This window comes from Pseudomonas sp. P9_2, assembly GCF_034008255.1.
In the GTDB taxonomy this organism is placed as follows: domain Bacteria; phylum Pseudomonadota; class Gammaproteobacteria; order Pseudomonadales; family Pseudomonadaceae; genus Aquipseudomonas; species Aquipseudomonas synxantha_A.
Genome location: NZ_CP125376.1, coordinates 6,114,173 through 6,138,488 on the forward strand (window position 1 = coordinate 6,114,173; position 24,316 = coordinate 6,138,488).

Consider the following 24,316-nt stretch of genomic DNA (forward strand, 5'->3'; position numbering starts at 1 on the left):
CAAATAACAATGAGTCAGGTTAATTATGCCCGCCGATACAGGCCGCTAGAGGCTATCGGTCTAAGACTCATCTGGAAATCTGTACCGGTTTCTGGTGGACTGGGTGTTCGAACCGATGAGCGTGCAAGGAGTTGTAACAGCGCGTTCATGCGGGGGATTTAAGATAGGTACACAACCTGATGAGGAGACAGGCCATGACCTTGCAAGATAGCAGCAACGCCAAGATTGAAGTGATCCGCCAGCAGCAGGTGTTGCCTTGCTCGTATATCGATGCCAAGGGCCACGAAGTGCAGATTACCGAAGAGATGATCCAGCAAGCCTGCAGCGAGCTGGAACAGCGACTGGTCAAACCTGCCCAGCAAGGCTAAGTGCCCACGCTCTTTCAAACCCGGCCCAGGTGGCCGGGTTTTTTATAGGTGTTTACAGCGTTTCAGCGCCCAGAGCCGAAACGATAGCCGACAGCGCCGTCGACTCGCCCTTTATGCGCACTTTCAGGCCATCGATCTCACGGCGCTGCGGGTAGTGCTTGCGCAGCAAATCGAAGGACTGGCGCTGCTCCTGCACGGTCCCCACCAGGCTGCGACGAAAATCTGCATCATCACGGCGCGGGTCGTACACGCTGCGGCACAGGGCCGCCAGTGCCCAGGCAGGATCGGTTGAAGCGTTCAGGTGGACTTCGTCCAGCCAGGGTGCCGGCAATAAATCACTGAGCTGAACAGTCGGCTCCTGGCCCAGGTGCGCGCAGAACGCCTGGTAGATCTGCGCGGTGCCGCGCTGCTTGCCATCGAGGCTGTAGCCGGCGATATGCGGCGTGGCCAGCACACACAGGTCAGCCAGGTCGACGTCCACTTGCGGCTCGCCTTCCCACACGTCCAGCACCGCTTGCAGGTCTTCACGGGCCAGCAGCACCTCGCGCAGCGCGGCGTTGTCCACCACCGCGCCACGGCTGGCGTTGATCAGCCAGGTGCCGGGCTTGAGTTGCTCCAGACGCTGGCGGTCGAATAAATGCCAGGTGGCGCCATTGCCGGACTTGATCAGCGGCGTGTGCAAGCTGATCACATCGCACTGCTCGATGATCTGTTGCAGGCTGACGTAGTCGCCGTCCTCGGCGATCTGGCGCGGCGGGTCGCACACCAGCACGTTCCAACCCAGGCCCTTGAGGACCTTGACCAGTCGCCCGCCCACCTCACCGGCACCGACGACACCGTAGGTGCGCGAGCCCAACTCGACACCTTCGATTTCGGCCAGGGTGTGCAAGCTGCCGAGTACGTAATCCACAACCCCCCGCGCATTGCAGCCAGGCGCGCTGGCCCACTGGATGCCTGCCCGCTTGAAAAAGTCCAGGTCCAGATGGTCGGTGCCGATGGTGCAGGTGCCGACAAAGCGTACGTTGCTGCCTTCGAGCAGGGCACGGTTGACGTTGGTCACCGAGCGCACCAGCAGCACGTCGGCCTGCTCGACGGTAGCGCGGTCGATGGACCGCCCAGGCACGCGGCGAATCTCGCCAACCCCCTGGAAAAAGTCATCAAGCAGCGGAATATTTTCGTCGGCAACAATCAGCATGGCAGGCTCCTTTGGCGGATCAGCAGTGTACAGGCATGGGATTCAACTAACACAACAGATCCCTGTGGGACTGCATTACAAATCAGCAACACAGGTTTTTTCCTGACCACTGCGTCAAAGCGTAGAATCCGCCGTCCTTGCGACTGCTTTTTTATTGGACACCTGTACGTGAACACTGCCACCGCTACCCTTTCCCGCCCCGCCCGCATCAGCCGGGAAGTGCGCGGCCTGCTGACGCTGGCCTTGCCGATCATGATCGGCCAATTGGCAACCACTGCGATGAGTTTTGTCGATGCGGTGATGGCCGGGCGTGTCAGCCCCCAGGACCTGGCGGCGGTCGGCCTGGGTAACTCGATCTGGATCCCGGTGTACCTGCTGATGACCGGCACCTTGCTGGCCACCACGCCGAAAGTGGCCGAGCGCTATGGCGCGGGCAAACTCACCGAGATCGGGCCGTTGGTGCGCCAATCGTTGTGGTTGGCCGTGGTGGTCGGCCTCTGCGGTGCGGTGCTGTTGCTGTGTGCCGAGCCGATCCTGCATGCGATGAAGGTCGAGCCCGACCTGATCGAGCCGTCCATGGGTTACCTGCATGGCATCGCCGCGGGGATGCCGGCAATTGCGCTGTATTACGTGCTGCGCTGCTTCAGTGATGGCCTGGGCCGTACGCGGCCGAGCATGGTCATGGGCCTGTGCGGCCTGGCGCTGAATATTCCGCTGAACTACATCTTCATCTACGGCCACTTCGGCGTACCGGCCATGGGCGGCGTGGGTTGCGGCTGGGCCACGGCCATTGCGATGTGGGTGATGATGCTCGGCCTGGCGGGCTGGACACGCTGGGGCCCGGTGTACCAGAGCAGCGAACTGTTCAAGCGCTTTGACTGGCCGCAATGGGCGGTGATCAAGCGCATCCTGGGCATCGGCCTGCCGATTGGCGTAGCGATCTTTGCCGAGTCGAGCATATTCGCGGTGATTGCCCTGTTGCTTGGCAGCCTGGGCGCCACCGTGGTTTCCGGCCATCAGATCGCGTTGAATGTCAGTTCTTTGGTATTCATGATCCCCTACTCCCTGAGCATGGCCGTGACCGTGCGCGTCGGCCAGGCCCTGGGGCGTGGTGAACCGCGTGAAGCGCGCTTCGCCGCAGGGGTCGGCATGGGCACTGCACTGGCCTATGCGTGCCTGTCGTGCAGCCTGATGCTGGTGTTTCGTGAGCAGATCGCGGCGATCTACACGCCCGACCCGGTGGTCATCCACCTGGCGTCGATGCTGATTGTGTTCTCGGCGCTGTTCCAGTTCTCCGACTCGATTCAGGTCACCGCCGCCGGTGCTTTGCGCGGCTACCAGGACACCCGGGTGACCATGGTGCTGACCTTGTTCGCCTATTGGGGCGTGGGGCTGCCGGTGGGTTACGCCCTGGGGCTGACCGACTGGCTCGGCGAACCCAGCGGCCCAAGCGGTTTATGGCAAGGGCTGATCGTCGGCTTGAGCTGTGCGGCGGGGATGTTGCTGGTGCGCCTGGCGCGCAGTGCACGCCGGCGCATTCGAGCCGAAAAGGCGCTGGCTTAATCGGCTTTCTTGCGGATCCAGTACAGGTAGGTGCCAGCATCTTCCTGTTGATCCACCAGTTTGTGGCCAAGAAACACGCAGAATTTGGGAATATCTCGACGGGTCGACGGGTCGGTGGCGATCACCTTGAGCAAGCCGCCCGCCGGCAGGTCACGGATGTGCTGGTGCAGCATCATCACCGGCTCCGGACAGTTGAGGCCGGTGGCGTCGAGGGTGCCGTCAACAGGTAAATCAACACTCATACTTCACTCCTGAAACAGGCCCGCTCTTATGTGGGAGTGGGCTTGCCCGCGATGACGTGGGCACATTCAACATAGATTTCGACTGTTATACCGCTATCGCAGGCAAGCCAGCTCCCACATTTAATATCAGCGGCCTTTAGATTTCTTTATGTCTACCAGACGACGCAGGTGACATGTCACTTCTTCGCGGTCGTGGTACAGCTGCTTGCAACCGATTTCCACCCGTATGCCGCGCGCCTTGAAACCCTCCTCGATGCGTTCGAGCAGGCGCTTCACTTCGGCGTAACGCTGCTTCATCGGCAACTTCAGGTTGACCACCGCCTCACGGCAATGCCCCTCGCCGATCCAGGTTTCCAGCAGCGCCGCGTTGCGCGCAGGCTTCTCGACGATATCGCAGACCATCCAGTCCACCGGCTGCTTGGGCACGAAGGTGAAGCCATCAGCCATCAAATGTTGCACCAGGCCGGTGTCCATCAGGCTTTCGGCCATGGGGCCGTTGTCGATGGCGGTGACCAGCATGCCGCGGTTGACCAGTTGCCAGGTCCAACCGCCTGGCGCTGCGCCGAGGTCGACGCCGGTCATATCACCGTGCAGGCGCTCGTCCCACTGGTCACGGGGGATAAAGTGATGCCAGGCCTCTTCCAGCTTCAAGGTCGAGCGGCTGGGCGCGTCACGCGGGAACTTGAGGCGCGGGATGCCCATCGGCCACATTGCCGAGTTGTTCGACTCGGCCAGCCCCATGAACACTTCGCGGCCGCTCTTGAAGGTCAGCAACAGGCGCGGCTTGCTCGGGTCGTCCACCAGCTTGCCGGCGCCCAGCAGGGCTTTGCGCAGGTGCACTTCGAATTTTTTGCAAAAGTTGGAGAGTTCCTTGCCGTCATTGGTGTCGACCATTTCCAACCACAGGCTGCCGCACACCGGGAAGTCGCGCAGGTGGGTAAGGATCACACTGATGCGGTCGGTTTCCGGCAGGTCGATAAACACCCCGCGTGCCCACTGCCTCGGGAAGATCAGCTCGGCGAAGCGCTGGCCGTGCATCAAGCGCTGGGCGCCGTCTTCTTCCGTGCAGACAAATTCGGCGCAGGCGCTGCCGGTCTTGGCCTTGGCGTAGCCGGACACGTTCAAGCGCGCGGCGTGTTCCGCGATCTCGGAACAGACTTCGCCTTCAAAACCCGGGCGGCAGTGCATAAAAAGGGTGTTCATCTACTCTCCTGGTGAATCAACTGACCTTGCGCTATCGCAATGCCTGTCATGAAAACGCGCGCATGATAGCCGAGTTCGGAACCTTGGGCTCGACGATAGAGTCCAGTTATTAGCCTGCTAATGAAAACAGCGCTAACGTGTTAGCTCTGTTCGTCCCGTCAGGTCCGTAGCCGTGCGGACCATAAGGAGTCATGTAATGTCATCCCTTGATAGCCTGAGAACCCTTAAGACACTGCAAATAGACAGCAAGACCTACCACTACTTCAGCCTGCCCGAAGCCGCCAAGAGCCTGGGTGATCTGGACAAGCTGCCGATGTCGCTCAAGGTGCTGCTGGAAAACCTGCTGCGCTGGGAAGATGCCAAGACCGTGACCGGCACCGACCTCAAAGCCATCGCCGCCTGGCTCAAAGAGCGCCAGTCGGACCGCGAGATCCAGTATCGCCCCGCCCGTGTGCTGATGCAGGACTTTACCGGGGTGCCCGCGGTGGTCGACCTGGCCGCCATGCGCGCCGCCGTGGCCAAGGCCGGCGGTGACCCGCAGCGCATCAACCCGCTGTCGCCGGTGGACCTGGTGATCGACCACTCGGTGATGGTCGACAAGTTCGGTACCACCAGCGCCTTTGAGCAGAACGTCGATATCGAAATGCAGCGCAACGGCGAACGCTACGCCTTCCTGCGCTGGGGCCAGAGCGCCTTTGACAACTTCAGCGTCGTGCCACCGGGCACCGGCATCTGTCACCAGGTGAACCTGGAATACCTGGGCCGCACCGTGTGGACCAAGGACGAAGACGGCCGCACGTACGCCTTCCCCGACACCCTGGTCGGCACCGACTCCCACACCACCATGATCAACGGCCTCGGCGTACTCGGCTGGGGCGTGGGCGGGATCGAAGCCGAAGCGGCCATGCTCGGCCAGCCGGTGTCGATGCTGATTCCGGAAGTCATCGGCTTCAAGCTCACCGGCAAGCTCAAGGAAGGCATCACCGCCACCGACCTGGTGCTCACCGTTACACAAATGCTGCGCAAGAAAGGCGTAGTGGGCAAGTTCGTCGAGTTCTATGGCGACGGCCTGGCCGACCTGCCCCTGGCCGACCGCGCCACCATCGCCAACATGGCGCCGGAGTACGGCGCTACCTGTGGCTTTTTCCCAGTGGATGAGGTGACGCTGGACTACCTGCGCCTGTCCGGCCGCCCGGCTGAGACGGTCAAACTGGTGGAGGCCTACACCAAGGCCCAGGGCCTGTGGCGCAACGCCGGCCAGGAACCGGTGTTCACCGACACCCTGGCCCTGGACATGGGCAGCGTCGAAGCCAGCATCGCCGGGCCCAAGCGCCCCCAAGACCGGGTATCCCTGCCGAATGTCGGCCAAGCGTTCAGCGACTTCCTCGACCTGCAATTCAAACCCACCAGCAAGGAAGAAGGCCGCCTGGAAAGTGAAGGCGGTGGCGGCGTGGCCGTGGGCAACGCCGATCTGGTCGGCGAGGCCGATTATGAATACGAAGGCAACACCTATCGCCTGAAAAACGGCGCGGTGGTGATCGCCGCCATCACCTCCTGCACCAACACCTCCAACCCCAGCGTAATGATGGCGGCCGGGTTGGTGGCGAAAAAGGCCGTGGAAAAGGGCCTGACCCGCAAACCTTGGGTCAAGACCTCGCTGGCACCAGGCTCCAAGGTGGTCACCGACTATTACAAAGCCGCGGGCCTCACCCAGTACCTCGACAAGCTCGGTTTTGACCTGGTGGGCTACGGCTGCACCACCTGTATCGGTAACTCCGGGCCGTTGCCCGAGCCTATCGAAAAAGCCATCCAGAAGGCCGACCTCGCCGTGGCCTCGGTGCTGTCGGGTAACCGCAACTTCGAAGGCCGCGTGCACCCGCTGGTGAAAACCAACTGGCTGGCTTCGCCGCCCCTGGTAGTCGCCTATGCGTTGGCCGGCACTGTGCGTATCGACATCAGCAGCGAGCCGCTGGGTAACGATCAGCACGGAAACCCGGTGTACCTGAAAGATATCTGGCCCAGCAGCCAGGAAATCGCCGACGCGGTGGCGCAGGTCAGCACCAGCATGTTCCACAAGGAATACGCCGAGGTGTTTGCCGGTGACGAGCAATGGCAGGCGATTGAAGTGCCGCAGGCAGCGACTTATGTGTGGCAGAAGGATTCCACCTACATCCAGCATCCACCTTTCTTCGACGATATTGCCGGCCCGCTGCCGGTGATCAAGGACGTCAAGGGCGCCAACATCCTGGCCCTGCTGGGCGATTCGGTGACCACCGACCACATCTCCCCTGCCGGCAATATCAAGACCGACAGCCCGGCCGGACGCTACCTGCGCGAGCAAGGGGTGGAACCGCGTGACTTCAACTCCTACGGCTCGCGCCGGGGCAACCATGAAGTGATGATGCGCGGCACCTTTGCCAACATCCGTATCCGCAATGAAATGCTGGGCGGCGAGGAAGGCGGCAACACGCTGTATATCCCCACCGGGGAAAAAATGGCGATCTACGATGCATCCATGAAGTACCAGGCCTCAGGCACGCCGCTGGTAGTGATCGCAGGTCAGGAATACGGCACCGGTTCCAGCCGCGACTGGGCGGCCAAGGGTACCAACCTGCTGGGGGTCAAGGCGGTGATCGCCGAGAGTTTCGAGCGTATCCACCGCTCCAACCTGGTGGGCATGGGCGTGCTGCCGTTGCAGTTCAAGCTGGACCAGAACCGCAAGACGCTCAAGCTCACCGGCAAGGAGAAGATCGACATCCTCGGGCTGACCGATGCCGAGGTCGAACCGCGAATGAACCTGACGTTGGTGATCACTCGGGAAGATGGCAGCAGCGAGAAGGTTGAGGTGCTGTGCCGGATTGATACCTTGAATGAAGTGGAGTACTTCAAAGCGGGTGGGATTTTGCACTACGTGCTGCGCCAGTTGATCGCCTCTTAAGAGCAACGCAGATCAAATGTGGGAGCTGGCTTGCCTGCGAAAGCGGTGGGTCAGCCAACATTTTTATAGCTTGATACTCCGCCATCGCAGACAAGCCAGCTCCCACAGTTTTGATCACATTCCAGGCATAAAAAAGGCGCTGCATCTTTCGATACAGCGCCTTTTTTATGGTGTGCGGTTTAGCCGAACAACCACTTCCACAACAGCACCAACACCACCACCGCCAGCACCGGCCGCGCAATGCGGTACGCCTTGGGATGCTTGCGCTTCCACTGCTTGACCTGGCCACTGAACTTGTCGCTGAAGGTCTTGCTCCAGGCATAGGCCTGGTTGATGCCGCCCACGCGTTCGTCGTCAAGGTTCTGCGGCGCAGTAGCACGGCCCAGCTGCTTGCTGACCCAGCGGTTGATGCGGGTCATCACACGGTTGCTCAACGGCCGTTCGATGTCGCAGAACAGGATCACGCGGGTCTGCTCGGTTTCGTTCTTCACCCAGTGCACGTAGGTTTCGTCGAACATCACGTCTTCACCGTCGCGCCAGGCGTAGACCTGGCCGTCGACGAAGATGCGGCAGTCGTCAGAGTTCGGCGTGGACAGCCCCAGGTGATAACGCAACGAACCGGCGAAGGGGTCGCGGTGCGGGTTTAGGTGGCTGCCGCCTGGCAACAGCGCGAACATGGCGCCCTTGACGTTGGGGATGCTGCTGACCAGGGCCACGGTTTTGGGGCACAGGGCCTCGGCCGATGGCAGGGGTTTGTCGTACCACTTGAGGTAGAAGCGCTTCCAGCCTTTCTTGAAGAACGAACCGAAACCGGCGTCGTTGTTCTTTTCGGCGGCGCGGATGTAGCCCTCGTCGAACAGGTGCATGGCCTCTTCGCGGATCACTTCCCAGTTGTCCTTGAGCACGTCCAGTTCCGGGAACTTGCTGCGGTCCAGGTAAGGCTTGGACGGCACCGCGGAAAACAGGTACATCAAGGCGTTATACGGGGCGAACAGCGCCGAATGGTTGACGAACTGGCGCAGCATCGGCAAACGGGCCTTGCCACGCAGGTGCACATACAGCGTGCTGCCGATAAACAGCAGCAACACCGACAGTTTGGCGGCCAAAGAAAAGGTCATGCAGCAACTCCTGGAAATAAGCGCCTGGCCGGCAAACTTGCGTCAACGGGAAACCAGACGTAACAGCCGGCCATGATAAACACTTGAGCCATTATGCAGAAGGCCCACGCCGACCGGATGACTTACATCAACCTTGTGGGACCGCTTTGAAGATCAGACCTGGTTTTCCTGGTCGGTAAACACATCGCTGAACAACATGCTCGACAGGTAGCGCTCGCCGGAGTCCGGCAAAATCACCACGATGGTCTTGCCTTGCATTTCCGGCTTCTCGGCCAGGCGTACTGCCACAGCCATGGCGGCCCCGCAGGAGATACCGCACAAGATACCCTCTTCCTGCATCAGCCGCAGGGCCATGGCCTTGGACTCTTCGTCGGTCGCCAACTCCACGCGGTCGACCATCGACAGATCGAGGTTTTTTGGCACAAACCCGGCGCCGATACCCTGGATCTTGTGGGGGCTGGGCTTGATTTCTTCCCCCGCCAAGGCCTGGGTGATCACCGGGGAAACCATGGGTTCCACGGCCACCGACAGGATCGGCTTGCCCGCAGTGTTCTTGATATAGCGTGACACCCCGGTGATGGTACCGCCGGTCCCCACGCCCGCCACCAGCACATCCACGGCGCCGTCGGTGTCGTTCCAGATTTCCGGGCCGGTGGTTTTCTCGTGGATCGCAGGGTTGGCCGGGTTTTCGAACTGGGCCGGCATAAAGTAGGTGGTCGGGTCGCTGGCGAGGATTTCACCGGCCTTTTCGATGGCGCCCTTCATGCCCTTGGCCGGCTCGGTCAGCACCAGCTCGGCGCCCAGGGCCTTGAGCACTTTGCGGCGCTCAAGGCTCATCGACGACGGCATGGTCAGCAGCAACTTATAGCCACGGGCCGCCGCGACAAACGCCAGGCCGATACCGGTATTGCCGGAAGTCGGCTCGACAATGGTCATGCCTGGCTTGAGCTTGCCGCTGCTTTCGGCATCCCAGATCATGCTTGCGCCAATGCGGCACTTCACTGAATAACTCGGGTTACGCCCTTCGATCTTGGCCAGAATCGTCACGCCACGCGGTGCGATGCGGTTGATCTGAACCAGGGGCGTGTTACCGATGGAATGCGCGTTGTCTGCAAAGATACGGCTCATGAGGGATCCTGTTGGCGACTTTGAAGAAGGTCCCAAGGGTATGCCTCGTTCTCCAGGGCGTCCAGACGGGGGAACGTTGCGTTCATCAGAACAGTCAATCTCCTACAAGCAAGGAGAACTGCCCCATGAAACGTCGTTACAGTTGGCCGTTAGGGACAATCGCCGCTCTGGTGCTGGTCCTGATTGCCTTGAATATCGCGCTGCCCTACCTGGTGCGCAATTACCTGAACGAGAAACTCGCCAACATGGGCGATTACCGCGGCGAAATTGCCGATGTGGACCTGGCCCTGTGGCGCGGCGCCTACCGGATCAACGGCTTGCAAATCGTCAAGGTGGACGGCAAGGTCCCGGTGCCATTCGTGAAGGCGCCGCTGATCGAGTTCGCCGTGAGCTGGCATTCCCTCTGGTACGACCACGCCGTCGTGGCCGAGGGGCATTTTGTGCGTCCGCAGATCAACTTCGTCGATGGCGGTGCCAACAAGCAGGCGTCCCAGACGGGTAAAGGCACCGACTGGCAGGAACAACTGCGCAAGTTGCTGCCGATCACCCTCAATGAAGTGCGCATCGAAGACGGCGAGATTGCCTTCCATAACTTCAGCTCCAAGCCCCGGGTCAATATCAACGCCACTGGGGTCAACGCCAGCTTCTACAACCTGACCAATGTGGTGGATGTCAAAGGCAAGCGCGACGCCCGCTTCGAAGGCAAGGCACTGCTGCAAGGCCAGGCGCCCCTGGAGGCCAATGCCACCTTTGATCCGCTGAGTGATTTCAAAGAGTTCGAGTTCCGCTTCCGCGCCCGCGACCTGCAACTCAAGCGCATGAACGACTTTGCATCGGCCTATGGCAAGTTCGACTTCAAGGCCGGCACGGGCGACGTGGTGATCGAAGCCCAGGCTGAAAATGGCCGACTCACCGGCTACATCAAGCCGCTGCTGCGTGACGTAGAGGTGTTTGACTGGCAACAAGACGTTGAAAACAAGGACAAGAATATCTTCCGCTCAATCTGGGAGGCCGTGGTCGGAGCCAGCGAAACGGTGCTGAAAAACCAGCGTAAAAACCAGTTCGCCACCCGTGTGGAACTCAGCGGCAGCGTGCACCAGCAGAATGTCAGTGCGTTTTCTGCGGTGATCGCAATTCTGCGCAATGGGTTTATCCAGGCGTTCAATGCCCGGTATGAACAACCCAAGCCCAGCGCTGATTAACCCTGTGGGAGCAAGCCCCCTCCCACATGTCCCTCATTGCTCAGGATATTGATGTGACCCGCCATTCAGAGACTGAATGCCCCGTCTGCGTTCACAGTCGCCGGGGCTGCGGGGTATAGTCGGGGCATTGATGAATCCGAGGAATGACCGATGAAGTTCGAAGGCACCCAGGCCTATGTGGCTACCGATGACCTGAAACTGGCCGTCAACGCCGCCATCACCCTGGAGCGGCCGTTGCTGGTCAAGGGCGAACCGGGCACTGGCAAAACCATGCTTGCCGAGCAACTGGCCGAATCCTTCGGCGCCAAGTTGATCACCTGGCACATCAAGTCCACCACCAAGGCGCATCAGGGCCTCTACGAGTACGACGCAGTGAGCCGCCTGCGCGACTCGCAACTGGGCGTGGACAAGGTTCACGACGTGCGCAATTACCTGAAAAAGGGCAAGCTCTGGGAAGCCTTCGAGTCCGAGGAGCGGGTGATCCTGCTGATCGACGAAATCGACAAGGCCGACATCGAGTTCCCCAACGACCTGTTGCAGGAACTCGACAAGATGGAGTTCTACGTCTACGAAATCGACGAGACCATCAAGGCCAAGAAGCGCCCGATCATCATCATTACCTCCAACAACGAAAAAGAGCTGCCGGATGCATTCCTGCGCCGCTGCTTCTTCCACTACATCGCCTTCCCCGACCGCACCACCCTGCAAAAAATCGTGGATGTGCACTACCCGGACATCAAGAAAGACCTGGTCAGCGAAGCGCTGGACGTGTTCTTCGATGTGCGCAAGGTTCCGGGGCTGAAGAAGAAGCCTTCCACGTCCGAACTGGTCGACTGGCTCAAGCTGCTGATGGCCGACAATATTGGCGAAGCGGTGCTGCGCGAGCGCGACCCGACCAAGGCCATCCCACCGCTGGCCGGCGCTTTGGTGAAAAACGAGCAGGATGTGCAATTGCTGGAACGGCTGGCGTTCATGAGCCGCCGCGGTAATCGCTGATGCTGCTCAACCTGTTCAATGAAATGCGTGCGGCCAAGGTGCCGGTGTCGGTGCGCGAACTGCTGGACCTGATCAACGCGCTGAAACAGCGCGTGACCTTCGCTGACATGGACGAGTTCTACTACTTGGCCCGGGCGATACTGGTCAAGGACGAGCGGCATTTCGACAAGTTCGACCGTGCCTTCGGTGCTTATTTCAATGGCCTGGAAAAACTCGATGACCATTTGCAGGCGCTGATCCCCGAAGAGTGGCTGCGCAAGGAATTCGAACGTTCGCTGAGCGATGAAGAACGCGCGCAGATCCAGTCCCTCGGCGGCCTCGACAAGCTGATCGAGGAGTTCAAGAAACGCCTGGAAGAACAGAAAGAACGCCATGCCGGCGGCAACAAATGGATCGGCACTGGCGGCACCAGCCCGTTCGGTTCCGGTGGCTACAACCCCGAAGGCATTCGTGTCGGTGACGCCGGCAAGCGCCAGGGCAAGGCGGTGAAAGTCTGGGAGCAGCGCGAGTACAAGAACCTGGACGATCAGGTGGAACTGGGCACGCGCAACATCAAGATCGCCCTGCGCCGCCTGCGCAAGTTTGCACGCCAGGGTGCGGCCGAAGAGCTGGATATCGACGGCACCATCGACCACACCGCCCGCGATGCCGGGTTGCTGAATATCCAGATGCGCCCCGAACGCCGCAACACCATCAAGCTGTTGCTGCTGTTCGACATCGGCGGCTCGATGGACGCCCATGTGAAGACCTGCGAAGAGCTGTTCTCGGCGTGCAAGACCGAGTTCAAGCACCTGGAGTACTTCTACTTCCATAACTTTGTGTACGAGTCAGTGTGGAAGAACAACCAGCGTCGCACTTCGGAGCGCACGTCCACCCAGGACCTGCTGCACAAGTATGGCGCCGACTACAAAGTGATCTTTATTGGCGATGCAGCCATGGCGCCCTATGAAATCACCCAGGCTGGCGGCAGCGTCGAGCACTGGAATGAAGAACCGGGGTATGTGTGGATGCAGCGGTTCATGGCCAAGTACAAGAAGCTGATCTGGATTAACCCTTACCCGAAGGACACTTGGGGGTATACGGCGTCGACTGGGATTGTGCGGGAGTTGGTGGAGGATCAGATGTACCCGCTGACGTTGCGCGGGTTGGAAGAAGGTATGCGTTTTCTCTCGAAATAGGCGGTGTTTTGACCGGCCTCATCGCAGCATGGGTATCTACACAACTTCAGTTCGCAGCCCCCCTACGGTAACCACGATGCGAAGCGAGCCGCTCTTGCTCTTGATCTGCTTTTGATCTTGATCTTAGGCGCCCCGTTAAACCACGCTGGCCGGAATTCGACAGGGATTTGGGGGGTAAACCGGCAGGGATGCCGGTTTAGCCGCCCCGCGCCATGGATGGCGCGTGGCGGCGGCCCCCCAAATCCATGGCGGATTACGGGCACACCGAGCCTGAGCGAGGTGCCGAGTGGTGGGGCGAAGGCCTTTTGCTTACTTTTGGGCCTCTCCAAAAGTGAGTCGCTGTAAGAGCGAAACCATAAGCGGCCGTTACCGCAGCAACGGATATGTACTCGGTCTGATCCAACATCCTGGTCGGCTGTCAGGCCGCCTTCGCAGGCAAGCCAGCTCCCACAAGGGTTATGCATTCCAACTTTGAAATGCATTCAACATGTGGGAGCTGGCTTGCCTGCGATGCTTTTAGCGATCGGCAAACCGCTGCAAAAACTTGGTGTGCTGCCGATGCGCCGCCTCCTGCACCACCGGTGCCAACCGCACCTTCTCCCCCGGCAAACACTGCGCCAGCCGCGCCAAGGATAAAGGCGTCAACGCGCCCAGCCGCGGATAACCGCCGATAGTCTGCCGGTCATTGAGCAACACAATCGGCTGCCCATCCGGGGGCACCTGGATCGCGCCCAACGGAATCCCTTCGGAAATCAACGACGGCCCCTGGTACTGCAACGGCGTGCCGAGCAAGCGCATCCCCATGCGGTCGGCGCGGCTGTCCAGCGCCCATTCGGTGTTGAAGGCGTCGAATAAACTCTGCCCGCTGAACTGGCCGATCTGCGCGCCGATAATCACGTCCAGTGAGGCACCGGATTGCAACTCCGGCTTGGCCAGCACCTTCATTGCACCGCCCGTACCGGAATAAGCCAACCGCCCGCCTTCGGCCAATGCCTTGCCGAAACCGTCCACCCCGCCCAACGCTTCGCGCACGACCGTGGCACAACTGCCAAGTACAGTCGGGGCATCGAACCCACCGGGCGCCGCCAGATAAGCGCGTGCCCCATTGAACGGCTGGGTGAAGCGCAGTCGCTGGCCCTTTTGCAGGATAAAACTGCGACCGGGGCTTATGGCGCGCTCATCGATATAGGCGCCCAGGTCTGCACCGGCCAGTGCCAACAGGCAATAATCCTCGGCCTGCACGGTAAAACCACCCAGGGTGATCTCCACCACCGGCGCATCCAGGGCATTGCCCAAGAGCCAGTTAGCCCAAGACATCGACACCCAGTCCAGTGCGCCGCCCTGGGTTACACCCAGGTGGCGCACGCCAAAACGCCCGGCGTCCTGCAACAGGCACAGCGGCGTGCTGGCCTCGATCATCAAGCGGCTCATGCCTGCGCCTCCAACGGCGTGTCATCGCCACCCAGGTTGACGAATTCGGTGTGGCTGACCGGGGCGAAGCGCACCGTGTCGCCGGGCTGCATCAGGCTGTAGCCGTCGCGCGCACGGTCGAAGAGTTTGGCCGGGGTGCGGCCGATCAGGTTCCAGCCGCCCGGGGACACCACCGGGTACGCAGCAGTTTGCCGTTCGGCGATGCCGACGCTGCCAGCGGCCACGCGTTTGCGCGGTGTGTTGAGGCGCGGTGTGGCGAGCATTTCATCCACCAGCCCCATAAAGGCAAAACCCGGCGCGAAACCAAGGGCGAACACCTGGTATTCATGGGCGCTGTGGCGGCGGATCACGTCCTCTACCGTCAGCCCGCTGCGCTGGGACAACAGCGTCAACTCCGGGCCGACGCTCAGGTCGTACCACACCGGCAGCACATGGCACTGGCCGCTGCCCTGGGCCTGGGGTTGCAGGTCCGTCAGCGCAAGGTCGATCAGCTCCCGAGCCTGTGTCGGGGTCAGCTCCCTGAGGTCGTAATGCACCATCAAGGTGGTGTAGGACGGCACCAGATCCACCAGCGCCGTGCCGAACTCTGCGCGCAAACGCTGCGTGGCAGCGAGCATCCACGGCATGTTGGCCTCGGCAATCACCTCAAACAGACGCACCATCAGGCAGTCGATGGCCACCACTTCAATGCGTGGCTTCATGCTGTCTGCAACGCTTGGCGGATACGCTGCACCGCGGCCACCGAGCTGGCGTTGTCGCCATGCACGCACAAGGTATCGGCCTGCAAGGCCAACGGGCTGCCGTCGCTGGCGACCAATGCCGCGCCACGGGAAATGGTCAGGGCCTGCTGCACGATAGTGTCGCTGTCGTGGTGCACCGCGCCGGGCAACTGCCGGGAAACCAGATGGCCCTTGCTGTCGTAGGCACGATCGGCAAAGGCTTCGAACCACAGGGTCACACCGTATTCGTCACCCACAGCTTGGGCGGCGCTGTTGTCACGGGTAGCCAGCAGCATCAGCGGCAGGTCGCCGTAAGCGGCCACGGCCTGGATCACCGCACGCAACTGCGCGGGGTTGGCCATCATGTCGTTGTACATCGCACCGTGGGGTTTCACGTAGCTGACGCGTCCGCCCTGGACCCGGCAGATGCCGTCCAGCGCGCCGATCTGGTAATGCAACAGGTCCTGGATTTCCTGCGGCGTGTAGTTCATTGACCGTCGGCCAAAGCCTTGCAGGTCTTGATAGGCCGGGTGAGCGCCCACTTGCACGCCATGCTTGAACGCCAGGCTGACGGTCTTGCGCATGATGCTCGGGTCGCCGGCATGGAAACCGCAGGCCACGTTGGCGCAATCAATGAACGGCATGACTTCGGCGTCCAGACCCATGGTCCAGTTGCCAAAGCTTTCGCCGATGTCGCAGTTCAGTAGCAGGCGGCTCACGGTGGTCGCTCCTGTAGGTTTTGTTTTTTTGTAGTGTGGGATTTATTACACAGAACTCGCAACTTGTCCTGGCACCCCAACGACGCTTATCGTGGAACGGCTCGATTTTTGGCGCTTGCCCGGTGCGACGTCCAACTAATAAAAACCGATCCATGCATAAGAAAAAGTTGATCCCATGAATTTGAAGTTCCTCGAAACCTTCGTCTGGGTGGCCAAGCTCAAGAGCTTTCGCCTGACTGCCGAAAAGCTGTTCACCACCCAGGCCTCGATTTCCAGCCGCATCGCCGTGCTTGAAAGCGAGCTGGGGGTGAAGCTGTTCCTGCGTGACTCCCGGGGCGTGAGCCTGACCCCGGAAGGCTTGAAGGTGCTCGATTATGCCGAGCAGATGATGGTGACCATGCAGGGTTTGAAACAGTCCCTGGAGACCACCAGCAGCAAGGTCGGGCGCATTCGGATCGGCGCGATGGACACGGTGATCCACACCTGGCTCAGCCCGCTGGTGGCAGAACTGATGAAGCTGTTCCCGCTCGTGGAAATCGAGCTGGTCGCCGATACCGCGCTGAACCTCAGCGATCAGTTGCAAAAAGGTTTTCTCGACCTGATCCTGCAAACTGACCTGCTGCGCCTGGAAACCGTGCGCAGCCTGGAACTGGCCAGCCATCCCATGGCCTGGATCGTCGCCAGCCACTCGATTTACAACCGTGACTACGCCTCCCTCGCCGAACTGGCCCAGGAGCGCATCATCACCTACTCGAAAAACTCCCACCCGCATCAGGACGTGCTGAGCCTGATGCAGGCCAATGGCGTGGCCGCGCCCAGAATGAACTGTGTGAACTCGGTGTCGGCAATTACGCGATTGTTGCGTGACGGCTTCGGCATCGGTGCCCTGCCGCCGGTGCTGGTCAGTGAAGAGCTGGCGCGGGGGGAATTGGTGATGCTGCCGATGGCACAGCGCCTGCCGAACTTGCAGGTGGTGGTGTCATGGCGCGTGGGGGTGGAGTTGGTGGAGGAAATTGTGGGGCTGTGCCAGAAGGTGGTGGCGCGCTATGCCGAGGAAGTCGGTGCAGAACGCATGCAACTGCATAAACCCGATTAAAACTGTGGGAGCAGGCAAGCCAGCTCCCACATTGGACCGAGTCGGCCCTGACTTATAGGCCCTTCAAGTCCCGCTCTTCGATCGGCCGGCTCTGGCGCAAGCGCCGGCCACCCAGCACTACCCAGTCGATCAGGCGATACAGGCACTCGATGCCGAACGACAACAGCATCGCCCCGCCCAAGCCCCAGCCCATGGCTTCGGGCGTCAGCAGAATCTGGTAGCTGTAGCCATTCCAGGTTTCCAGGCGGATATCCGGGTCGGCGGCTACGGCCACTTGCAGGGCGCGGATGTACCACGGGCCTTGCATGGCCTGGAATTGCTTGTCCAACTCAAGCTGGCGATCAAGCATCGCGCCCAGGCTGCTGGCGTCGCTCTGGAACACCGGGTCATCGCTGGCGCGGTAATGCGCCACCAGCGCTTGCATGTCCCCGTTGAAGAACTGCTGCGCGGTGGACTCAAAGCCGCGCAAGCCAGTCTGCGCCTCGATCAGGTGGGCTTCGACGCGCTTGGCGTAATCGTTGATAAACCCCGGCACTTGCACGCCGACCAACAAGCCAATGGCAAACAGCACCAACCGCAGATAGCTGAGCAACATGGTCGATTCCTTATTCGGTAACGCCCTGGCTGACGCATTCACCGCGTCGCCACAGGCTCCATTGGCCCGGTTCGTAGCGGGTCCAGTTTTCGTTGTCGGTCAAAGGCTCGGTGGCGATGACGGTTACCACGTCATTGGGCGTCGTTTCGGCCTGAAAATCGACGATCACGTCGACATCTTTCAGGCGTGCGGGGCCAAACGGCGCGCGCCGGGTAATCTGCGCCAGTTTGGTCGAGCAGTAGCAAAACAGCCAGTCACCGTCGCTGAGCAAGCAGTTGAACACGCCCTTGCTGCGGTATTCGGCGCAGGCGGCGATCAGGTCCGGCAGCACTTGCTCGATGTCCACAGGCTCAGGGAAGGCTTCGCGCACGCGGTTGAGCAGGTCACAGAAGGCCACTTCGCTGTCGGTATCGCCGACCGGGCGGTAAAACGTGGCGCGCGGGTGGAAGTCGGCCAACTGGCCGTTATGGGCAAAACACCAGTTGCGGCCCCACAGCTCACGCACGAACGGATGGGTATTGGCCAGGCTGACCTTGCCCACATTGGCCTGGCGGATATGGCCGATTACCACTTCGCTCTTGATCGGATAGCGCTGCACCAACAGCGCCACTTCAGACTCACTGCTCGCGGCCGGGTCCTGGAACAGGCGCAGGCCACGGCCTTCATAGAAGGCGATGCCCCAACCGTCGCGATGCGGGCCGGTACGCCCACCGCGCTGCATCAGCCCGGTAAAGCTGAACACGATATCGGTGGGGACGTTGGCACTCATGCCCAATAATTCACACATGCCAGGGCTCTCGCTGCAGGGGCAGTCAACGTTTAAAGGCGCGGCTCGACCCGCATGCCACCAGCAGGCGCCGGGCGACGGAACGGTTCGTCGTCTTCCGGCTCGGCGGCCAAGGCGGCATCTGCAGCAGCCTTGCGCTCACGGCGAGCGTTGGCGGCGCGTTCGATGGGCCAGCGGATCAGCACAAACACGATGTACAGGGCAAACACGATCATCGTGTACATGAACAGATCGGAGATCGCCCGCCAGGCGTTGTTGCCGACCTTGAGCACCAGGTCCAGGGCGGTAATGGCCACGGCCGGCGCAAACTGGGTCTTGACCGGGTCGACGATGGTCGGGCTCAGTAACAGCACCGCCATCAGCAATTGCAGCGGCTCGCGCAGCCAGCGCCAGACCCAGCGGGTCATGCGCCACCACACTAACAGGCAGCCCAAAGCGGCGAAGGCGTAGAGGCCCCAAGCGGTCAGATAGTCGTTCTCGGTCATGGTGTCCATGGCAAGGCTGGCAAAGAGGCGGCTATGATAACGGCTTTTGCGTGTCGCGGCTGCAATGCCGGCCACCGTCCGCCAGATAGGGAATTATCCATGCCTATTTCCACCGCTCCGATTGCCCGCAAGGCCCCAGGCGCAGACCCCTACGCCTGGCTGCAGGAGCGCGACACCCCTGAAGTGCTCGATTACCTCAAGGCGGAAAACGCCTGGCAGGAAGCCCAGCTCGCCGACCAGCAGGCTTTGCGCGAAACGCTGTTCGATGAGATCAAGGGCCGCATCCTCGAAACCGATCTGTCCCTGCCCTCCCCCTGGGGCCCGTACCTGTACTACACCCGCACCACCGCCGGCGACGAATATGCACGGCACTATCGCTGCCGCCGCCCGGCCGATGACAGCAACCAGGTGGACGAGAGCAGTGAAGAACTGCTGCTGGACCCGAACGTATTAGCCAATGGCGGCTTTTTCTCCCTCGGCGCGTTCAGCATCAGCCCCGACCACCAGCGCCTGGCCTACAGCCTCGACACCAGCGGTGAAGAGATCTACACCCTGTACGTGAAGGAATTGGCCACCGACAAGGTCAGCGAACTGGCGTTCGACAACTGCGACGGCAGCATGACCTGGGCCAATGACAGCCTGACGCTGTTCTTCGGCGAACTGGACGACACCCATCGCCCGCACAAGCTGTATCGCTACCGTCTGGACGGTACGGCGGCGCAGGAAGTGTTCCACGAGCCCGATGGCCGTTTCTTCCTGCACTGCTACCGTTCCAGCTCCGAGCGCCAACTGCTGCTGGCCCTGGGCAGCAAGACCACCAGTGAAATCTGGGCGCTGGATGCCGATCAGCCGCACCTGGCCTTCACCTGCCTGGCGCCGCGGGTCGAGGACCACGAATACGATGTCGACCACGGCAAGCGTAACGGCGAGTGGACCTGGTTTATTCGCAGCAACCGCGACGGCATCAACTACGCGCTCTACCTCGCCGCCGATACCGGCACGCCGCCTACCGAGGCCGACTGGCAGAACCTGATCCCTCACAGCGACGAAGTCATGCTCGACGGCGTGAGCCTGAACGCCAGCGCCATGACATTGAGCCTGCGCATCGGCGGCCTGCCGGTCATCGAGGTGCACCCCGAGGGTGTACCGGCTTATCGCGTGGAATTACCCGACGCCGCCTACAGCCTCTACGTACAAAACAGCCTGGAATTTCCAAGCGACAAAATCCGCCTACGCTATGAGGCCCTGAACCGTCCCGCCCAGGTGCGTCAGCTAGAGCTGGCAAGCGGCGCGCAGGTGGTGCTCAAGGAAACCCCGGTACTCGGCACATTCAACGCCGACGACTACGTCAGCCAGCGCCTGTGGGCCACCTCTGCCGACGGCACCCAAGTGCCCATCAGCCTGGTGGTCAAGCGTGATCAACTGGGTAAACCCACCCCGCTGTATCTGTACGGCTACGGTGCCTACGGCTCAAGCCTGGACCCATGGTTCTCCCACGCACGCTTGAGCTTGCTGGACCGAGGGGTCGCGTTTGCCATCGCCCATGTGCGCGGCGGCGGTGAGCTGGGTGAAGCCTGGTACCGCAACGGCAAGCAGGAACACAAACAGAATACCTTCAGCGATTTTATCGCCTGCGCCGAACACCTGATCACCGAGGGGCTGACCACTTCCAGGCAACTGGCGATCAGCGGCGGCAGTGCCGGCGGCCTGTTGATTGGCGCGGTGCTCAACCAGCGCCCGGAACTGTTCCAGGCGGCGATTGCCGAAGTGCCGTTCGTCGATGTGCTCAACACCATGCTCGATCCGGAGCTACCGCTGACCATCACCGAGTACGACGAATGGGGCAACCCCGAGGAACCCGAAGTGTATGCGCGCATCAAGGCTTACGCGCCATACGAAAACGTCAGCGCCCAGGCGTACCCGGCCATGCTGGTGATTGCCGGCTACAACGACAGCCGCGTGCAGTATTGGGAGGCCGCCAAGTGGGTGGCCAAGCTGCGCGATACCGCCACTTCAGACAACCTGTTGCTGCTCAAAACCGAGCTGGGCGCCGGCCATGGCGGCATGAGCGGGCGCTACCAGGGATTGCGTGACGTAGCGCTCGAATATGCGTTTGTGTTCAAGGCGCTCGGGCTGATCTAGGCACTTGATGGAGCGGGCCCGTCTGAACGCAGGACCGCCTTGACTGTTTTAACCGCCGGGCGTCTTCGGCTTGCTGTCGTTCTGCTGCAGGCCGGGGACAGTCTGGTCCTTGGGCGGCGTGGGCAACACGATGGGCACCAACGGTGGCGTACCGTTCGTCTTGGGCGTGGCGGGCGGGCTGACTTGAGGGTACAACGTCGGGGTCGGCGTGCCCGGCGCGCCTGGGGTTGGTGCGGGCGCGACCGGTACGGTTTGCAACTCCTGAGCCTGCGCCGCAGCGGATATGAGCGCGCTCAATACAATGACCGTTAGAATGCTGCACTTCATCGATGGCTCCATGGCCTGACCGGAATGCCTTAAGGCTACTCCCAACTGCGCAAGAATGCCCTTCCCAATGAGATTTCCATGAAACGTTTCGTTCTGCTGGACACTACTCCGATCCCCGACAACGGCGGCGCCTTGTGCCTGTTCGAGTATGGCGAGGACTTCGTCATCAAGATCCAGGGCGGTGACGGCGGCCAGTTGATGAACACGCGCATGCACGGTTCCGAAGACGCCCTGGCGGAGATTCCCTGCCGCAAGGTCGCCGGTCGCCCCAACTCACGCGTGCTGATCGGCGGCTTGGGCATGGGCTTTACCTTGGCCGCGGCGCTCAAGCATTTGGGCAAGACTGCCGAAGTGGTGGTGGCCGAGTTGGTGCCGGGGGTCGTGGAATGGAACCGTGGGCCGCTGGGAGAAAAATCCGGGCGCCCATTGCTGGACCCGCGCACGGTGATTCGTCTGGAAGATGTGGCCAAGGTGCTACAGGCTGAGCCCCAGGGCTTCGACGCGATCATGCTTGACGTCGACAACGGCCCCGAGGGGCTTACGCAAAAGGCCAACAGCTGGCTGTATTCCGCCGGTGGCCTGGCCGCCTGCGCCAAGGCCCTGCGGCCCAAGGGCGTGCTCGCCGTGTGGTCGGCCAGTGCCGATAAGCTGTTCAGCGACAAACTGCGCAAGGCCGGTTTCAAGGCTGAAGAGGTTCAGGTGTTCGCCCATGGCAATAAAGGCACGCGGCATACCATCTGGATTGCAGAAAAGCTGAAGAGTTGAATCACCCCCTCCCACATTTGACCTGCGGCGTCAGTTAAGGGATTTGCGGTAATCGATCACGTACTGCACTTTCTTGTCGAAGGTCTTCTCCAACTCGTCGCGATCCAGCTGGGTCATACCGCCCAACTGCCGGGCAGTGAAACCGCTGTCGCCGACCTTTGCCCCCGGCGCCAGGCTGACCATGCGCTTGGCCACAGCCTCGATGGCATCCTTGTAGCCGCCCTTCTTGTTCAGGTTGTACTGGCCCGGATCAATCTGCGTGCGCAGCCAGTTGCCCCAGTAGAACTCGAGAAATTCCGGCGCAATCGCACTCTCGCTTGGCTTGCCGTAGGCGGCCTTGCGGGTGAAATACACCAGGCTGCGGAACGTGTCGTCCTGCAGGTTCTTGAAGCCCAGGTGCGCTGGCAGTTGCTCCGCTGGCAACGCCTGGCCTCGGTTGTCCTTGAGCCAGACCTTGCGAGCCGCTTCCATCCGCTGCCAGAACGTGGCGAGGTTAGGGCTGGCACTGAAGTCGTTGGTGACCTTGACCCACATTTTCAAGCGCGGGCCAGCGCCGGGTGTTTCCCACAGGGTGGTGAAACTGTGATGACCATCGGTCAGGTAAAGCTGGCCGCCGGGACCCACCACCACGGTTTTCATATCCTGCGCATAGGTGCCGACCGGGTGCTTGCAGGTAAAGCTGTCGGGCCTTAGCAGTTCGGCGTTTTTCGGCACCTGGTCAGCCTCGCCCTGGCCGTTGGTTTCGCAGTATTCATCGAACGCCTTGGCCGGCTTGTCGGCGAACAGCCCCAGGCTGTAGTAGATCTGGTCGAACCCCACCACGGCCTGGGTGGGGTGCAATTGCTCCAGGGCCACCTCGATCACCTGCCCGGGTTGCGGCGTCGACAACGCCTGGGCCTGAGCGGTAACCACACAGAGCACAAGCCCGAGAGTCCATGAATGCAGACGCATAAATTTCAAATCCTTATCAGTCAGTGAAGCAATCCCTAGGGGTGATTTTCAGCGTAAGCGGCTAGAATCAACCTTATCCGTGACCCACCAAATAGCCAGGAGCCATGATGAGCTCGACCAACCCGCCCTCCCACACCGCCAAGCTGGACCGCATCCTCGCCGATGCCCAGCGCGACCGCGAAATGGGCTACCGCGACAAAGCCTTGAAGATGTACCCCCACGTGTGCGGCCGCTGCGCCCGTGAATTCGCCGGCAAGCGTTTGAGTGAACTGACCGTACACCACCGCAACCATAATCATGATGACAATCCCCAGGACGGCTCCAACTGGGAATTGCTGTGCCTGTACTGCCACGACAACGAACACTCGCGCTACACCGACCAGCAGTATTTCGGCGAAGGCTCCACCAGCAGCCCGAGCATTGCCAAGGCGACGCACAACCCGTTTGCGGCGCTGGCGGGGTTGATGAAGAAAGACGATTGAAGATCGTCCTTGTCTGTACTGGCCTCATCGCAGGCAAGCCAGCTCCCACATTTGGAATGCATTCCCCTGTGGGAGCCGGGCTTGCCCGCGATGACGATCGCCCAAGCACTGCATACACCCAGGCCGTATAATCGCCGTTTTTCTCCAAGGCACCCTTCCCCGTGGGCAATAAACGCTACAGCTGCATCGGTCTGTATAACCCAAAATCCCCCGAAAACGTCGGCTCGGTGATGCGTGCCGCCGGCTGCTACGGCGTGGCCTCGGTGTTCTACACCGGCGTGCGCTACGAGCGCGCCCGGGACTTCATCACCGACACCAAGAAGGTCCACCACGACATTCCGCTGATCGGCATCGACGACCTGAAGAAGATCCTGCCCCTGGGCTGCATCCCGGTTGCCGTGGAACTGGTGGAAGGCGCCCGCCCGCTGCCTGAATACACCCACCCCGACCGCGCGCTGTATATCTTCGGCCCCGAGGACGGTTCCCTGGACAAGGAGGTCCGCGACTGGTGCGAAGATGTGGTGTACATCCCCACCACGGGCTGCATGAACCTGGCGGCCACCGTCAATGTGGTGCTCTACGACCGCCTGGCCAAGGGCAACAACACCCGTTCGGGCCCCAAGTACTGATTCTGCGGGAACATCCGGCACCTGCGCGCAGTCAGCTAGTAACACTAGCCCTTGTTG

Annotated in this window: 24 protein-coding genes; 11 read left to right on the top strand and 13 right to left on the bottom strand. The window is 61.1% G+C overall.

Annotated features, from left to right (window positions below; translation table 11 throughout):
• Positions 1-194: 194 nt before the first annotated feature.
• The gene (locus tag QMK52_RS26815; protein ID WP_005786139.1) at positions 195-368 is read left to right on the top strand and encodes a PA1571 family protein; all 174 of its coding nucleotides are present in this window, start codon (positions 195-197) and stop codon (positions 366-368) included.
• Between the two features lie 52 nt (positions 369-420).
• Here QMK52_RS26815 and pdxB read toward each other — a convergent pair whose 3' ends face one another.
• Positions 421-1,563 carry a 4-phosphoerythronate dehydrogenase PdxB gene (gene pdxB, locus QMK52_RS26820; protein WP_320403688.1) on the bottom strand — a complete coding sequence of 381 codons (1,143 nt, stop codon included), beginning with the start codon at positions 1,561-1,563 and terminating at the stop codon, positions 421-423.
• A 168-nt stretch (positions 1,564-1,731) separates the two neighbouring features.
• Between pdxB and QMK52_RS26825 the strand changes: the two genes are divergently transcribed.
• Positions 1,732-3,126, top strand: coding sequence for an MATE family efflux transporter (locus QMK52_RS26825; RefSeq protein ID WP_320403689.1), 1,395 nt, complete (start codon positions 1,732-1,734; stop codon positions 3,124-3,126).
• Here the strand turns inward: QMK52_RS26825 and tusA are convergent.
• On the bottom strand, positions 3,123-3,368 hold the full coding sequence (tusA, locus tag QMK52_RS26830) for a sulfurtransferase TusA (RefSeq protein ID WP_005786132.1): 246 nt from the start codon (positions 3,366-3,368) through the stop codon (positions 3,123-3,125). The genes QMK52_RS26825 and tusA overlap by 4 nt on opposite strands.
• 126 nt (positions 3,369-3,494) lie before the next feature.
• Complete coding sequence (gene rlmM, locus QMK52_RS26835; RefSeq protein ID WP_194440303.1) at positions 3,495-4,571, bottom strand: 23S rRNA (cytidine(2498)-2'-O)-methyltransferase RlmM; 1,077 nt, start codon at positions 4,569-4,571, stop codon at positions 3,495-3,497.
• A 196-nt stretch (positions 4,572-4,767) separates the two neighbouring features.
• Between rlmM and acnA the strand changes: the two genes are divergently transcribed.
• Complete coding sequence (gene acnA / locus QMK52_RS26840; RefSeq protein ID WP_320403690.1) at positions 4,768-7,509, top strand: aconitate hydratase AcnA; 2,742 nt, start codon at positions 4,768-4,770, stop codon at positions 7,507-7,509.
• A gap of 179 nt (positions 7,510-7,688) precedes the next feature.
• Here the strand turns inward: acnA and QMK52_RS26845 are convergent, their stop codons facing one another.
• Positions 7,689-8,627, bottom strand: coding sequence for an aspartyl/asparaginyl beta-hydroxylase domain-containing protein (locus QMK52_RS26845; RefSeq protein ID WP_005786126.1), 939 nt, complete (start codon positions 8,625-8,627; stop codon positions 7,689-7,691).
• A gap of 153 nt (positions 8,628-8,780) precedes the next feature.
• The gene (cysK, locus tag QMK52_RS26850) at positions 8,781-9,755 is read right to left on the bottom strand and encodes a cysteine synthase A (protein ID WP_194440301.1); all 975 of its coding nucleotides are present in this window, start codon (positions 9,753-9,755) and stop codon (positions 8,781-8,783) included.
• A gap of 125 nt (positions 9,756-9,880) precedes the next feature.
• Here cysK and QMK52_RS26855 point away from each other — a divergent pair, with 125 nt between their 5' ends.
• From QMK52_RS26855 to QMK52_RS26865, 3 genes are all read left to right on the top strand, one after another.
• Positions 9,881-10,957, top strand: a complete 1,077-nt coding sequence (locus tag QMK52_RS26855) for a DUF748 domain-containing protein (RefSeq protein ID WP_005786123.1) — start codon at positions 9,881-9,883, stop codon at positions 10,955-10,957.
• A gap of 150 nt (positions 10,958-11,107) precedes the next feature.
• Positions 11,108-11,953, top strand: a complete 846-nt coding sequence (locus QMK52_RS26860) for an AAA family ATPase (RefSeq protein WP_003210690.1) — start codon at positions 11,108-11,110, stop codon at positions 11,951-11,953.
• Positions 11,953-13,131 carry a vWA domain-containing protein gene (locus QMK52_RS26865; RefSeq protein WP_194440300.1) on the top strand — a complete coding sequence of 393 codons (1,179 nt, stop codon included), beginning with the start codon at positions 11,953-11,955 and terminating at the stop codon, positions 13,129-13,131. The genes QMK52_RS26860 and QMK52_RS26865 overlap by 1 nt, the downstream gene beginning before the upstream one ends.
• 516 nt (positions 13,132-13,647) lie before the next feature.
• On the opposite strand, the gene QMK52_RS26870 is transcribed toward QMK52_RS26865, so the two are convergent.
• The 3 genes from QMK52_RS26870 to QMK52_RS26880 are packed head-to-tail and all read right to left on the bottom strand — an operon-like array spanning position 13,648 to position 16,000.
• Positions 13,648-14,562 (bottom strand): biotin-dependent carboxyltransferase family protein, encoded by a 915-nt coding sequence (locus tag QMK52_RS26870; protein ID WP_005786119.1) that lies wholly within the window; start codon positions 14,560-14,562, stop codon positions 13,648-13,650.
• Positions 14,559-15,263: a 5-oxoprolinase subunit PxpB gene (gene pxpB, locus QMK52_RS26875; protein WP_005786118.1), complete on the bottom strand. Its 705-nt coding sequence runs from the start codon at positions 15,261-15,263 to the stop codon at positions 14,559-14,561. Before pxpB ends, QMK52_RS26870 begins: the two co-directional genes overlap by 4 nt.
• Positions 15,260-16,000 (bottom strand): 5-oxoprolinase subunit PxpA, encoded by a 741-nt coding sequence (locus tag QMK52_RS26880; protein ID WP_005786116.1) that lies wholly within the window; start codon positions 15,998-16,000, stop codon positions 15,260-15,262. Before QMK52_RS26880 ends, pxpB begins: the two co-directional genes overlap by 4 nt.
• 175 nt (positions 16,001-16,175) lie before the next feature.
• On the opposite strand from QMK52_RS26880, the gene QMK52_RS26885 reads away from it, so the two are divergent.
• A complete protein-coding gene (locus QMK52_RS26885) occupies positions 16,176-17,096 on the top strand; it encodes a LysR family transcriptional regulator (RefSeq protein WP_005786115.1) in 921 nt (306 codons plus the stop codon).
• 52 nt (positions 17,097-17,148) lie between these two features.
• Here the strand turns inward: QMK52_RS26885 and QMK52_RS26890 are convergent, their stop codons facing one another.
• Genes QMK52_RS26890 through QMK52_RS26900 form a run of 3 tightly spaced genes read right to left on the bottom strand, consistent with a single transcriptional unit; the run spans position 17,149 to position 19,038 of the window.
• Positions 17,149-17,691, bottom strand: a complete 543-nt coding sequence (locus QMK52_RS26890; RefSeq protein WP_005786113.1) for a DUF2937 family protein — start codon at positions 17,689-17,691, stop codon at positions 17,149-17,151.
• Between the two features lie 10 nt (positions 17,692-17,701).
• The gene (locus QMK52_RS26895) at positions 17,702-18,478 is read right to left on the bottom strand and encodes a class II glutamine amidotransferase (protein ID WP_320403691.1); all 777 of its coding nucleotides are present in this window, start codon (positions 18,476-18,478) and stop codon (positions 17,702-17,704) included.
• A 32-nt stretch (positions 18,479-18,510) separates the two neighbouring features.
• On the bottom strand, positions 18,511-19,038 hold the full coding sequence (locus tag QMK52_RS26900) for a hypothetical protein (protein ID WP_032803366.1): 528 nt from the start codon (positions 19,036-19,038) through the stop codon (positions 18,511-18,513).
• A 24-nt stretch (positions 19,039-19,062) separates the two neighbouring features.
• Here QMK52_RS26900 and QMK52_RS26905 point away from each other — a divergent pair, with 24 nt between their 5' ends.
• Positions 19,063-21,105, top strand: coding sequence for a S9 family peptidase (locus QMK52_RS26905; protein ID WP_005786109.1), 2,043 nt, complete (start codon positions 19,063-19,065; stop codon positions 21,103-21,105).
• A gap of 48 nt (positions 21,106-21,153) precedes the next feature.
• Here QMK52_RS26905 and QMK52_RS26910 read toward each other — a convergent pair whose 3' ends face one another.
• Positions 21,154-21,432, bottom strand: a complete 279-nt coding sequence (locus QMK52_RS26910) for a hypothetical protein (protein WP_005786107.1) — start codon at positions 21,430-21,432, stop codon at positions 21,154-21,156.
• 78 nt (positions 21,433-21,510) lie between these two features.
• On the opposite strand from QMK52_RS26910, the gene QMK52_RS26915 reads away from it, so the two are divergent.
• A complete protein-coding gene (locus QMK52_RS26915) occupies positions 21,511-22,197 on the top strand; it encodes a spermidine synthase (RefSeq protein ID WP_005786106.1) in 687 nt (228 codons plus the stop codon).
• A 30-nt stretch (positions 22,198-22,227) separates the two neighbouring features.
• Here the strand turns inward: QMK52_RS26915 and QMK52_RS26920 are convergent, their stop codons facing one another.
• On the bottom strand, positions 22,228-23,148 hold the full coding sequence (locus tag QMK52_RS26920) for a ParB/Srx family N-terminal domain-containing protein (protein ID WP_320403692.1): 921 nt from the start codon (positions 23,146-23,148) through the stop codon (positions 22,228-22,230).
• 107 nt (positions 23,149-23,255) lie between these two features.
• Between QMK52_RS26920 and QMK52_RS26925 the strand changes: the two genes are divergently transcribed.
• Positions 23,256-23,630 (top strand): YajD family HNH nuclease, encoded by a 375-nt coding sequence (locus QMK52_RS26925; protein ID WP_005786102.1) that lies wholly within the window; start codon positions 23,256-23,258, stop codon positions 23,628-23,630.
• A gap of 161 nt (positions 23,631-23,791) precedes the next feature.
• Entirely contained in the window at positions 23,792-24,259 is a 468-nt protein-coding gene (locus QMK52_RS26930) for an RNA methyltransferase (RefSeq protein WP_320403693.1), read from the top strand.
• Positions 24,260-24,316 lie beyond the last annotated feature (57 nt).